Below are 12,817 nucleotides of genomic sequence, written 5' to 3' on the forward strand. Positions count from 1 at the left end.
AATGCATAAATCCTTTTACTTTTGTACGGACTAATATTTATTTCCCCTATGCGTATTATAAGCTATAATGTGAATGGTATCCGGGCTGCCCTTAAAAAGGGGTTTACGGACTGGTTAAAAACAGATCCTGCAGATATTATCTGTCTGCAGGAAATAAAAGCGGAGAAAGAAAATATCGACGTCAGGGAATTTGAAGATCTGGGATACAGCACTTATTGGTTCTCTGCGCAAAAAAAAGGATATAGTGGTGTTGCTGTGCTTACCAGGGTACGTCCGGATAATATTGTTTACGGCACCGGACATAAGGTGAGTGATGAGGAGGGGAGAGTAATACAACTTGATTTTAAGGAACTCCGGCTGATCAATGCCTACTTCCCCAGCGGAACCAGCGGGGTACTGCGTCAAAGCTTTAAATATAGCTGGCTGGATGAGCTGTATACCTACCTGCAGGAGCTGAAAAAGAAACATCCTGCTCTTGTTCTTTGCGGTGATTATAACATTGCTCATGAGGCGATTGACATCCATGATCCTAAAGGCAATAAGAACTCATCAGGGTTCCTGCCGGAAGAAAGGGAATGGATGACCCGGTTTTTAAAGAATGGCTTTAACGATACTTTTAGAATGCTGCATCCTGATGAAACAGGACGGTATAGCTGGTGGAGCCAGCGTTTTCCTTCTGTACGCTTAAACAATAAGGGCTGGCGTATTGATTATATTACCGTAACGGATGCATTAAAGCACCAGGTAGCCGATGCGGAGATCTTTCCGGATGTAAAACACAGCGATCATTGCCCTGTATATCTAAAATTAAAAAGCTCATGAAACCCGCTTTTATATGGAATGTTACTACCAAAGTGGCACCAGAAATTCACAAAAACTGGCTTGCATGGTTAAAGGAGGTGCACATTCCCGCCTATCTGGCCACAGGATGCTTTTATGATGCGCTTGTTTTAAAACTTTTAGGACAGGAAGAGGAGGACGGGTTTACATACGCCGTGCAGTTTTACGCCCGTTCTGTTACTGACTATAAGGTATTTGCCGAGCAGCATTATCCTGCATTACATATGAATATGATGGCAACCTGGGGCGCAGACTGTTATGGTTTTGAGTCTGCCCTGGAGGTTGTGAATTGAATGTGCATAACATTTTCCGGCGCCTGTTAAATATCTGAAATTATTTGTATATTCCCTAAAACCCTTGTGCTGCGTGCATTTCAGCCGGTAAAAGGCTGAAACCCTTTATGGAAGCGGGTTTGGCTTGTTTTTCTCTTTCTGTATGTCTTATTTCCGGCAGGTTCATTTTTGCTGGAACTCTTGCCCGTAGCGGGTTTTCAGGAGTTAAAGAGAATCAAAAACTTCTGAAGTTTTTTGTTACAATCATTAAAAACCCTCTAATTTTGTTTTGTTATAAAAACACTCATTAAATAATTAATTATGAACAAGGCAGAACTGATCGACAAGATATCCGCTGATGCTGATATCACTAAAACACAGGCTAATGCAGCTTTAGATTCTTTTGTAGATGCTGTAACCAGAACTTTAAAAAAAGGGGATAAAGTTACTTTAGTTGGTTTTGGCACTTTTTCTGTAACAAAGAGAGCTGCCCGTAACGGCCGTAATCCTCAAACAGGCGCTGTAATAAAAATTAAAGCTAAAAAAGTTGCCCGCTTTAAAGCTGGTAAAGAGCTTGCTTCTAAAATCTAACAGCCTGCTTCAAAGAAAGTATGCTCCGTAATGCATAATTACGGGGCATTTTTTATTAAGTAACCCTTACATTTGCAAAAAATTATAAACTATGGGAAGAGGCGATAAAAAAACAGCAAAAGGAAAACGTTTTAAAGGCTCATTTGGTAAAAGCCGCCCGGCTAAGCCCAAAAAAGCCGCTCCTGCAAAGAAAAAAGCAGAAGCATAGTCTGTTTGATGGTTAGTTGCCTGCACCTACAGGCAATTAACCGTTAGATAGTCTCCTTTTCACCATTGTGCCATAGCTTCTACGTTCATGCTTACCCGTTGCTGCGTTTCTGATGAACGTGTACTTTCAGACCCAGGAAGCGCTATCTGCTCTTGCTTTGTGCCAATCCTGCCAGCTGTTTTTTAAAGCAGCAGTGTGGCTTATTGCCGCAGGTTTTTCAGATAATACAGAATGGCATTTTCATTAGCTGATATTTTTTGACGTATAAGAGCTTCAGAACCGGCCGGGTTGCCTGAAAACAGTAAAATCTGGGATTGCAGGTGGTTTAAAGCGCTGCCCGGAACCGTGCTTTATTCATCCACTTATAAAAATAAAAGGCTGCCCATATTTTCCTGGACAGCCTCGGACCCTCTGCTGTGACGGGGCCAATTAGTGCCGGAACCTATTTGAGCGTACTTTTAAGTTGTTTATAATGGCGGATACTTAACTTCTGGAAAATAGTTTCCGGGCTTACTGTTTTAATAAAGGTGTTTTTCATTGTTAGCCCATTGATTTTATTTATTATATGATCAGATAACTCAGTTTTGGTTGCAAGACCTTTGATTCTGGCAATCAATTGCATTTTCTTTTGTCGTGTAAACACTGTACTTCTTTGTAAAGAAGCGGTAACAGATGTACTGTTGATCAGATACATGTTTCTATTAAAGGTTTTAACAAAGAAAAGGTAACCTGCAGGAAACCGTTTTCATAATCGGGAAATTGATTTTTGAAATGCGGAAATTTTTAGGTCAGTCAGGAAAGAGATCCGTTTTAAATGGGCTTCAGGTAGCCTTAGAAACAGTGGCCCGGGGGTGTTTTTTCCTTCTTCGGCCGTACCAGATCAAAAAACCGGTAACGGGCAGTGATGCACAAATGCTGCTTACAATAAACGCAAGTATTTTTGTGGGCAGCCCCAGAATAGCGCCCACATGTACGTCATAGTTAGCGTCAATCGCTTTTTCACCCAGGTTTTTTTCCCTGTAATTGTAATTCCTGAGCAGCCTGCCGGAGTTGGCATCAAAGATCAGCTGATGCATGATGTGGTAAGAATAGCTTAATTGCCGTACATAAACAGTGAAACCGGTGCGCTCCTTTTGTTCGTTATCCAGAACCAGCGAATAGCTGAAAGCAGTAGGATACAATGCTTCTACCTGTGCGCAGATCTTATCTGCCGTGGTGGTATTCCGGACACTGTCAGGAGCAGTTGTTACAATGCCTGAAAAGTCGGGCAGGCTGGTTTTACCCCCGGAAAAAGCAAAATAAACGGCGCTGCCAACAAACGGAAATGCATAGAATAAACCGGTCAGTGCAATAATGAATGCAAAAGACAGGGCATAAAAACCAGAAATGTTGTGCAGGTCATAATTTTTCCTGCGCCACGCTTTTACGTTCTTCCACCGGAACCAAAGCCGTTGTTTCCTTGCTTTTTTATTTTTAGGCCACCAGAGGATAATACCGGTGATCAGCATTACCAGGAATATCAGAACCGGGATACCGGTCAGATATTTTCCCCAGCTGCTGTGTAACAGGAAGCTCCAGTGGATGAATTTTACAATGTTGAAAAAGCCGTTCTTCTCATCAAATACCGCAATCACCCTCCCCGTAAAAGGGTTTACATAGGCGGTTTTATAAATGACCAGTTCCCGGAAATAGTTCCACCCTTCGGGGTTGGTTTTATAATAGACAAACTGATAGGAACGCTTTTTATCAATGGGAATATCTACCCATTGTACATTGTATTTTTCTTTGCATTGTGCCTGAACCGCTGCTTTTAGCATATGGACAGGCAGCGGGGTCTTGTTCCGGATATCCTGCTCGTGGTGAAAAATGGCGTCTTTGCGCAGCAGGTCCTGTACCTCGTCTTTAAAAACATAAAGGGCTCCTGTTATGGATATGATGAACACCAGCAGTCCAACGGTCATCCCCAGCCATAAGTGCAGCCGGGAAGCCCATTTTTTTATAAACCCGGGTTTTTTCATTCTAAAAACGTATCAGCGAATGCTCCTCTTTTAGGCAGGTACGCATTCTATGGCAAAAATACCTGTTGCGAAAACAGTTTGCGGAAGTTGCCGGTAAAGGTAGGGATATCTTCATGGGGCCAGTCGCTCAATTTTCCAGGTACCATTATCCTGTAACGTGTAAAGCAGGCGGTCATGCAAACGGTTAGGCCTTCCCTGCCAGAACTCTATACGTACAGGTGATACCAGAAACCCGCCCCAATGTTCCGGTTTTATGATCTTTTCCCCTGCCTCCGCACGTTTTGTGAACTCCAGGGTGCGTGCATCAAGGAATGTACGATCCGGAATAACCGAGCTTTGCGGTGATACCACTGCGCCGATCTGGCTGCCAACAGGCCTTGAGTAAAAGTAATTTTCGCTTTCTTTTTTTGGAACTTTTGACACAGAGCCGGTAACGCGTACCTGACGTTCCAGTTCTTTCCAAAAAAATACCAGACAGGCACGGGGGTTCTGCTCCAGCTCTTTTCCCTTGGCACTTTCATAGTTGGTAAAGAATACAAATCCTTTTTCTGTAACGCCTTTCAGCAATACAATGCGTGCGTCCGGCAGGCCGTTTGCATTGGCTGTGGCCAAGGTCATGGCGTTCACTTCCGAAAGCTGGCTGTTCAGCGCTTCCTGCCACCAGTTATTGAACTGTGCAATGGGCTCTGAAGCCACATCTGTTTCGGACAGGCTTTTTTGATAATAATTGATACGGATATCGGCGATATTCTGATGCATCGGAAATGTTCATTAATGGATCAATGTGCCTACCTTTTCTCCTTCTACCAGCCTTTTCAGGTTGCCTTCCCTGTTCATATCAAACACAATAATCGGCAGGCTGTTTTCCATGCAAAGTGTAAAAGCCGTCATGTCCATAATACGCAGGTTTTTGGTAAGGCATTCCTGGTAGGTGACCTCATCATATTTTGTAGCGGTGGAATCTTTTTCAGGATCAGCAGTGTAAACCCCATCCACACGGGTGCCTTTTAAAATAACATCGGCATTTATTTCAATAGCCCTTAAAGAGCCGGCGGTGTCTGTTGTAAAATAGGGATTACCGGTACCGGCACCAAAAATAACAATACGGCCCTTTTCCAGGTGACGGATCGCACGGCGCCGGATATAGGGTTCTGCAATCTGCTCCATTTTTATAGCGCTTTGCAGGCGGGTAAATAAGCCCACTTTTTCTAATCCGGCCTGCAGGGCCATGCCGTTGATAACCGTAGCCAGCATTCCCATATAATCGCCATGTGCGCGCTCAATGCCCGTTTCTGCCTCATTCATACCCCGGTAAATATTACCCCCACCAATTACCAACGCTACTTCAATACCCAGATCCGTAACGGATTTTATTTCTTTTGCGTACTGGGAGATGACATCAGAATCCATTCCAAAATTTTTATCCCCCATTAAAGATTCTCCGGAAAGTTTTAGTAAGATCCTTTTGTATTTATGCATTGTTTACTTTTTTGATGAGTTGATTGATGCAGCGAAGATACTGTTTCAGAACCTAAAATCGGCCATCCGGTTTTCTGAATTCCGCCCTCCCGCCGGGTAATTTCTGTAAAAATGGTTGTATCTTCCAGCGGTTGATATCGTAACCTGTTTTTATAAAAAATGTAAGATGAATAGTATGAGAAACAAACTGGGTACCAGTGATGTTACCGTAACGGCGGTAACACTGGGTGCATGGGCTATCGGGGGTGCCATGTGGGGCGGCAATGACGAGGCAGATTCGCTGGCCGCCATAAAAACGTCTATTGATAATGGCATTACTTCCATCGATACGGCTCCTGTTTACGGAATGGGGTATAGCGAGGAACTGGTAGGAAAAGCCATAAAAGGGTATGAACGCAGTTCCCTGCAGCTACTGACGAAATTCGGCATGGTCTGGGATCAGGAAAAAGGTGATTTTGCCTTTGAGCGTAAAGATAATAATGGTGTTATAAGAAGGATTTACCGGTATGGCGGTTATGAAAATGCTATAAAGGAAATAGAGGCCAGTTTAAAACGTCTGCAAACAGATTATATTGACCTGATCCAGCTCCACTGGCCGGACAGTACGACTCCTATCCGGGAAACAATGGAAGCCATGCAGAAAATGCTGGATGAGGGTAAGGTAAAAGCCATTGGCGTTTGCAACTATAACAGCACACAACTGGAAGAGGCTGAAAGAACGGTGCGACTGGCATCTGATCAGGTTCCCTATAGTATGCTTAAAAGGAAAATTGAACAGGATCTAACGCCTTACGCGCAGCAGCATAATCTTTCCATTATTGCTTACAGCCCTATGGAGCGCGGGTTGCTGACGGGTAAATACAACAGTTCCTATAAGCTGCATGAAGATGATCACAGGAACAGCTATTTTAAACAGTTTGATATGAACAAGGTAGCCAAACTGACCGATCACCTTGCCGAAATGGCGGCAGGATATAATGCTACAACAGCGCAACTGGCCCTGGCATGGGTCTTTCACCAGCCAAAGGTTGCTGCCGCATTAGCGGGAGCCCGGAATGCCAAACAGGCTATAGAGAACGCAAAGGCAATGCAGTTACAGTTGTCCGGCTCTGATCTGCAGCAGATTGAAAAATGGCTGGCGGAATAATTGCATATTGAAAAACTTTATTGCTGTAATATGAAGTTATCGAATCAAAAAATTAAGAAATTATTGCTGAGCGTAGCTGCAGGCATTACACTGGCTGCCGGGGCACAAAAAATAACACCGCCGGCACCGGTAGGCCCTGTGCCCTCAGCCAATCAGTTGGCCTGGCACCGGTTGGAAATGTACGCATTTATCCATTTTACTACCAATACGTTTACGGATAAGGAATGGGGGTATGGAGATGAGGATCCCAAAGTGTTTAATCCCACAAAGGTGGATGCAGACCAATGGGCTTCCGTACTGAAGCAAACAGGGTTTAAAGCCATGATCCTTACCACCAAGCATCATGATGGGTTTGCGCTGTGGCCCAGCAGGTATACGGAGCATTCTGTTAAGAACAGTCCCTGGAAAAACGGCAAAGGGGATATTGTAAAAGAAGCCAGCGATGCCGCAGCAAAAGCAGGACTGAAATTTGGCGTTTATTTGTCGCCCTGGGACCGTAACCGGGCTGACTACGGAACGCCTTCCTATATTACCTACTACCGCAACCAGTTAAAAGAGCTGTTTACGGGTTACGGCCCCATTTTTGAAATGTGGTTTGATGGCGCCAATGGTGGTGACGGTTATTACGGGGGTAAAAATGAAAAGCGAAAGATCAATGGAGCCACCTATTACGACTGGCCGGCCACATTGAAGATGGTACGAAGCATACAACCCAATGTATTGTTCTTTAGTGATGCCGGTCCGGATATCCGCTGGGTAGGTAATGAACGGGGTATTGCCGGCCGGACGAACTGGAATACGATTACACCCGATACTTTGTACGCAGGGAAACCGGGAATTGATGCGCTGCTCAACAGTGGCTCAGAAGATGGTTCCCGTTGGATCCCGGCAGAAGTGGATGTATCCATACGGCCGGGCTGGTTTTATCATGCTTCTGAAGATGGAAAAGTAAAAACCCCGCAGCAGCTGTTTGATATTTATCTTTCTTCTGTAGGGCGTGGCTCTAACCTGCTGCTGAATATTCCGCCCGACAGGAATGGTGCATTTCATGCGGAGGATGTAAAAGCGCTCCTTGGGTTCAGAAAGTTACTGGATGAACGGCTGGGCCATAATCTTGCAAAAAATATAAAGGTAAGCACCACAAACACAAGAGGAAATGCAGCAACCTATGAAGGAGCAAAAATGGTTGACGGCAATGCCAATACCTATTGGGCTACGGATGACGGTGTTACCACAGCGGGTTTTGAAGCAACGCTGCCCGCGCCGCAAACAATCAGCTATATATTGCTGCAGGAATACATTCCACTGGGTCAGCGGGTAAAAAGCTTTACCGTTGAAGTTTTTGAAAATGGCAGCTGGAAAAAAGCGGCTGATGAAACAACGATCGGGTATAAGCGCATTTTAAGAATTGATCCGGTAAAGACCAATAAAGTACGCGTGAACATTACGGATTCCAAAGCGGCACCGGTGATCTCAAATTTTGAAGTGTATTAGATAAAAGGCGATGGCTGGTAGTATAAGGTCTTTCTGGTTCACTGAATTTTAAACAGCAATAAGGAAACGCATGACACAACATACAGCAATCTGTTTTGGAGAAATACTCTGGGACGTGTTGCCCACTGGTACAGAGCCCGGCGGCGCGCCTATGAATGTAGCGTATCATTTAAATCAGTTAAAGATATCCGCAGGCCTGATCTCAAAAAAAGGAAATGACAGGGACGGGGAACAACTGGTGCATTTCCTGGATGAGCATCATGTGGACACGACATTGATACAGACCGATCCGGAACATGCTACCGGAAAAGTTATAGCTACTCCCGGCGATAACTATGAAATGCAATATGATATTGTTTTTCCTGTGGCCTGGGATTTTATTGATGCTACGGAACCGGCAAAAGAAAAAGTGGCCGCTGCTGAATTGCTGATCTTTGGAAGCCTTGCAGTGCGCAATGAACATTCAAGAAACGCATTGTTTGAATTACTGCCCCTGGCAAAGACAAAAGTGCTGGACATTAATTTAAGGCCGCCGCATTTTAAACAGGAAACAATTGAAGCGCTGTTGAAAGAGGCCACGATCCTGAAGCTGAATGAGAACGAAATGGAGCTGATCTGCGGATGGTATGCATTCACAGGGCCCTTAAAGGAGCAGGCTGCAGCCCTGGGAAAACGGTATGCAATCAATGATATTGTTGTTACCCGGGGTGCCGAAGGAGCGGTCTGTTTTTCTGATGGCAGGTTTTATGAGCACCCGGGCTTTCAGGTGAAAGTAGTGGATACTGTTGGAAGCGGTGATGCGTTCCTTGCAGGATTTTTATCGCAATTGCAGAAAAAAGCCGACACGGCCGCCATATTGGAATTTGCCTGTAAACTGGGCGCATTTGTGGCAACGCAAAAAGGAGCCTGCCCGGAGTATGACAGCGCATCTGTTTTTGTTTGAGGCCTGCGCATGAGCGCCAGGAGATAAACTCATTTTCAATCCGTTAAAACGATTGCTGATTCGGGTACATATTTTGTGGCTCTAAAGTATAACAGAAATAAATCAAAAATGTCTTATAGCGAATTTAAGGACTCCTTACAGGCTAATGTACCGCCGGCAGGGTTAAGTGAACTGCAACTGGGGCTCTGGCATATTGCAAAGGGCAACTGGCAGGAGGCGCATACCATTGCACAGGATCATGAAGGTGAAACGGATTTTGATCGTTTACATGCGTATGTGCACCGGATCGAAGGTGATGCCTGGAATGCTGATTACTGGTATCAGAAGGCCGGAACAAAGATGCCCGAAAAATCAATAGGAGAGGAACTGGAACTGCTGATACATCTTTGGTGTTAGGCACCCGGTATATTCAGCTCTTTTGCTTTTTGTTTCAGGTATTCCAGCGCTGCTGCCCTTGTATTGGGAATTTCCCCGTCAAGGATAGCATCTTTTAACGAATCCTTTAAAATGCCTACAGGTTTTGAAGGCGGCAGGTTAAAGAGCTGCATGATCTCCAACCCGTCAACCGGTGGCTGCCAGCTGCGGATCTGGTCTTTTTCTTCCACCTCCCTGCTGCGCTCACGTACCATTTTAAAATTTTCCAGGAAACGCTGCACCTTCTTTTTATTCTTGCTGGTGATGTCGGCCTCACAAAGCAGCATCAATGCTTCAAAATCTTCACCGGCATCAAATAACAACCGCCGGATAGCAGAGTCGGTTATGTTTTCTTTTGTCAGGCTGATGGGGCGCAGGTGCAGTTCTACCAGCTTTTTTACAAAACGCATTTTTTCATTCATCGGCAATTTCAGTTGCGCAAAAATTTTGGGAACCATACGCCCGCCTACTACCTCATGACCATGAAAGGTCCATCCTGTGCCTTCTTCAAAACGTTTGGTAGCAGGCTTTGCAATGTCATGCAGGATTGCAGCCCAGCGCAGCCAAAGGTCATTGCTGGTAGCGGCAATGTTATCTAAAACCTGCAGGGTGTGATAAAAGTTATCCTTATGGCCAATACCCTCTTTAAATTCAGCACCGGACAGCTCCACCATTTTAGGAAATATGATCTTCAGCAGCCCTGTTTTATACAGCAGGTCAAAGCCAATGGAGGGTTTGGGTGATAAGATGATCTTGTTGAGCTCCTCTGTAATACGCTCCTGCGAAATGATCCGGATACGCTCTTTATTTTCTGTAATGGATGCCAGCGTATTTTCTTCAATAGAAAAGTCCAGTTGCGTGGCAAACCGAATGGCGCGCAGCATACGCAGGGGATCATCGCTGAAGGTTTGCCCTGGTTCCAACGGAGTGATGATCTTTTTTTCCTGAAGATGTTGCTGACCGTTAAACGGATCCAGCAGTTTGCCGAAGTCTTTTTTGTTCAGACTGATGGCCATTGCGTTAATGGTAAAATCCCTGCGGTTCTGATCATCTTCCAGTGTTCCGGGGCTTACTTCCGGCTTCCGGCTGTGCTGCCGGTAGCTTTCTCTCCGGGCACCTACAAACTCAATATCAAACTTCTGTGTATGAATATGCGCCGTACCAAAATTCTTAAAATAGTTCACCTCCGGTTTGGGATGAAATCGTTCTGCCACGGCCTTTGCCAGCTCAATGCCATCGCCAACAGTAACGATATCTGCGTCTTTGGTGGGCCGGTCTAATAATTTATCGCGCACAAAGCCGCCTACCAGGTAGCTTTCCTGCCTCAGCTCCTGTGCTGCAAGGGCTACCTTGTCAATAATTTCCTGCTCTTTCTTATCTAAATGAATATCCATGTAACGGGCAAAGATAGTTTGAGATTTGAGATTTCAGTAATCAGGTTTCAGTAGTTAGTGATCAGTTATCAGTAGTCAGCCTTCAGTGCTTGGATAAACCTGCTTAACAATGAACGTACTTCTGGATTTATTATTTTATATTTTACATTCTTTATTTCTACCGGATCACTTCCACCTGTCCATCTTTCCAGCGGATAATGGAAGAGGGCTGATGAGGTGTGCGATCATCCTGCCGGTATTGTACAATATAATCTGCCTGGTTTTTTATGGCAGCCGTGATGGCGTTAAAGCGGGCAGGGGTTGGTTCACCGGAAATATTTGCAGAGGTAGAAACAATGGGCTTCCCAAAACGTTTGATCAGCGAACGGCAGAAATCATCTTTACAGATACGGATCGCAATGCTGCCATCTGCTGCTGTCAGGTTTTCTGCAAACCCGATCCCGTGTTCATAGATCACCGTTGTAGGGCGCTCAGCCGTTTCCAGGTAATCAAACAGGCTCAGATCTACAGCCGCCGTGTACTGCAGCACCTCCCGTTCCGTAGCCGCCAGTACAATCAACGCCTTGCTGTCGTCCCTTTTTTTTATAGCATAGATTCTTGCCACTGCTTCCGCATTGGTTGCATCGCATCCCAGTCCCCACACGGTATCTGTAGGATAAAGGATCACGCCTCCGTTCCGTATTGTATCAACTGCTGCCTTTAGATCCTGTTCAAAATCAGTCATTGTTTTTCTTTAATTTATAGATTGAAAGGCCGGATCATGAGTTCTTTTAAAAATATTCATCCAAAAGGGCTGTATCCTGTTTATACAATAGAACGATACAGCTCCATCACTTCCCTTGCATATACTTCCGGTAAAAAACGTCGGGCATTTTCCATCCCTTTTGTGCGCATTCCGGCTGCAAATGCCGGGTCGGAATAAATTTTTCTAAGGCCGGTTGCCATTTCTTCCGGACTGTCCGGGTTGGCCAGCCAGGCAGCGCCACCGGCTATTTCCGGCAGGCAGGAGGTGGTAGACGTAACCACGGGCACGCCTCCGGCCATTGCTTCAATAATGGGCATGCCAAAGCCTTCAAAGTAGGAAGGATAGATCATGGCCGTTGCCAGCTGGTATAAGGCAGGCAGCTCGTCCGTTGCAACAAAGGGTTTTTTACCTGCGCTTTCCAGTTGTTCCGACAGGAACAGCACCCGGTCTTCCAGTTGCATCGTTTTTAAATAGACCTGTACTTTTTCCTTAAACCCGCCGTCATTGCCTACTACAACCAACGGAACAGGGATCTCATCCCTGATCAGCTGCATGGCTTTGCAGATGTTCAGCAGGTTTTTGCGTTCAATGATAGTGCCCACATGCAGAAAAAAGGCATCCGGCAAATGGTATTTCCGGCGCACAACCTCCTTTTGCTCTTCCGGTTCCTGTATCATAAATGCCGGGGCGCAGCTTTGATAAATGACTGCGATTTTTTCAGCAGGGATACCATAGATCTGCATAATATGCTGTTTGGTTTCCTCACTGATAGCCATGATCTTGGTAGCATGGCTACAGGCGTATCTCGATTTGGCGCGGTAAATCCTTGTGTCGATCGGCTTGTACTGGTGCGGGTAAATTTCGGGGAACAGATCGTGCATGGTTACCACAGAAGGAATGCCTGTTTTGGGCATTCCCACCGGAATTTCATGGCTCAGGCCGTGGTACAGGTCTATTTTGCGCTGTACCAGGTCTTTGGTTACCCACCGGCTTCTCCAGACAGCGCTCAGCATTTGATGCAGTGCGCCTGCTGGTAATATCTCATGGATATTTTCCTGGTTGGGATGAAAAGACCTGCCTGGTCTCGGATTGAACAGGTAGTACTCATTTTCAGGATAATGCCCGGCCAACAGACTGATCAGTACCCTGCTGAAGAATCCCAGTCCTGTATTGTTATGATAGGCCCTTTTGGCATCAAACCCGATGTTCATAGCCGCAAAGTTGCAGGAAATTAAGACAATTTACAAACAGGGGCTGGTTTGAATCTTATAA

General features: G+C 45.3%; 14 protein-coding genes. 8 read left to right on the forward strand and 6 right to left on the reverse strand.

The genetic code is table 11. From position 1 onward, the window contains the following. The first annotated feature begins 48 nt into the window (after positions 1–48). The 4 genes from A8C56_RS00655 (at position 49) to A8C56_RS00670 (ending at position 1,911) form a co-directional block, all read left to right on the forward strand. Positions 49–822 (forward strand): exodeoxyribonuclease III, encoded by a 774-nt coding sequence (locus tag A8C56_RS00655; protein WP_067750750.1) that lies wholly within the window; start codon positions 49–51, stop codon positions 820–822. Continuing rightward, positions 819–1,133: a DUF4286 family protein gene (locus tag A8C56_RS00660; RefSeq protein WP_067750753.1), complete on the forward strand. Its 315-nt coding sequence runs from the start codon at positions 819–821 to the stop codon at positions 1,131–1,133. The genes A8C56_RS00655 and A8C56_RS00660 overlap by 4 nt, the downstream gene beginning before the upstream one ends. 300 nt (positions 1,134–1,433) lie before the next feature. Next, the gene (locus tag A8C56_RS00665) at positions 1,434–1,703 is read left to right on the forward strand and encodes an HU family DNA-binding protein (protein WP_067750756.1); all 270 of its coding nucleotides are present in this window, start codon (positions 1,434–1,436) and stop codon (positions 1,701–1,703) included. A gap of 91 nt (positions 1,704–1,794) precedes the next feature. Beyond that, a complete protein-coding gene (locus A8C56_RS00670; protein WP_067750758.1) occupies positions 1,795–1,911 on the forward strand; it encodes a 30S ribosomal protein THX in 117 nt (38 codons plus the stop codon). 821 nt (positions 1,912–2,732) lie between these two features. Here A8C56_RS00670 and A8C56_RS00680 read toward each other — a convergent pair. The 3 genes from A8C56_RS00680 to pyrH form a co-directional block, all read right to left on the reverse strand. Then, the gene (locus A8C56_RS00680; RefSeq protein ID WP_067750764.1) at positions 2,733–3,929 is read right to left on the reverse strand and encodes a PepSY-associated TM helix domain-containing protein; all 1,197 of its coding nucleotides are present in this window, start codon (positions 3,927–3,929) and stop codon (positions 2,733–2,735) included. Positions 3,930–4,040: 111 nt separating this feature from the next. Continuing rightward, complete coding sequence (pdxH, locus tag A8C56_RS00685) at positions 4,041–4,688, reverse strand: pyridoxamine 5'-phosphate oxidase (protein WP_067750768.1); 648 nt, start codon at positions 4,686–4,688, stop codon at positions 4,041–4,043. Between the two features lie 12 nt (positions 4,689–4,700). Next, positions 4,701–5,408, reverse strand: coding sequence for a UMP kinase (gene pyrH / locus A8C56_RS00690; RefSeq protein WP_067750771.1), 708 nt, complete (start codon positions 5,406–5,408; stop codon positions 4,701–4,703). 175 nt (positions 5,409–5,583) lie between these two features. Between pyrH and A8C56_RS00695 the strand changes: the two genes are divergently transcribed. From A8C56_RS00695 to A8C56_RS00710, 4 genes are all read left to right on the forward strand, one after another. Next, a complete protein-coding gene (locus tag A8C56_RS00695) occupies positions 5,584–6,555 on the forward strand; it encodes an aldo/keto reductase (RefSeq protein ID WP_067750774.1) in 972 nt (323 codons plus the stop codon). 30 nt (positions 6,556–6,585) lie between these two features. Further along, entirely contained in the window at positions 6,586–8,049 is a 1,464-nt protein-coding gene (locus A8C56_RS00700; protein ID WP_067761386.1) for an alpha-L-fucosidase, read from the forward strand. 70 nt (positions 8,050–8,119) lie between these two features. Further along, positions 8,120–8,992 (forward strand): carbohydrate kinase family protein, encoded by an 873-nt coding sequence (locus A8C56_RS00705; protein ID WP_067750777.1) that lies wholly within the window; start codon positions 8,120–8,122, stop codon positions 8,990–8,992. Positions 8,993–9,100: 108 nt separating this feature from the next. Next, complete coding sequence (locus tag A8C56_RS00710; protein ID WP_067750780.1) at positions 9,101–9,388, forward strand: hypothetical protein; 288 nt, start codon at positions 9,101–9,103, stop codon at positions 9,386–9,388. Here the strand turns inward: A8C56_RS00710 and A8C56_RS00715 are convergent. From A8C56_RS00715 to A8C56_RS00725, 3 genes are all read right to left on the reverse strand, one after another. Beyond that, positions 9,385–10,800: a CCA tRNA nucleotidyltransferase gene (locus A8C56_RS00715; protein ID WP_067750783.1), complete on the reverse strand. Its 1,416-nt coding sequence runs from the start codon at positions 10,798–10,800 to the stop codon at positions 9,385–9,387. The two genes, A8C56_RS00710 and A8C56_RS00715, sit on opposite strands and share 4 nt — an antisense overlap. Before the next feature lie 157 nt (positions 10,801–10,957). After that, positions 10,958–11,524 (reverse strand): L-threonylcarbamoyladenylate synthase, encoded by a 567-nt coding sequence (locus tag A8C56_RS00720; RefSeq protein WP_067750786.1) that lies wholly within the window; start codon positions 11,522–11,524, stop codon positions 10,958–10,960. A gap of 80 nt (positions 11,525–11,604) precedes the next feature. Beyond that, positions 11,605–12,756, reverse strand: a complete 1,152-nt coding sequence (locus tag A8C56_RS00725) for a glycosyltransferase family 4 protein (RefSeq protein WP_067750788.1) — start codon at positions 12,754–12,756, stop codon at positions 11,605–11,607. Positions 12,757–12,817 lie beyond the last annotated feature (61 nt).

This window comes from Niabella ginsenosidivorans (assembly GCF_001654455.1).
GTDB classification, from domain to species: Bacteria; Bacteroidota; Bacteroidia; order Chitinophagales; family Chitinophagaceae; genus Niabella; species Niabella ginsenosidivorans.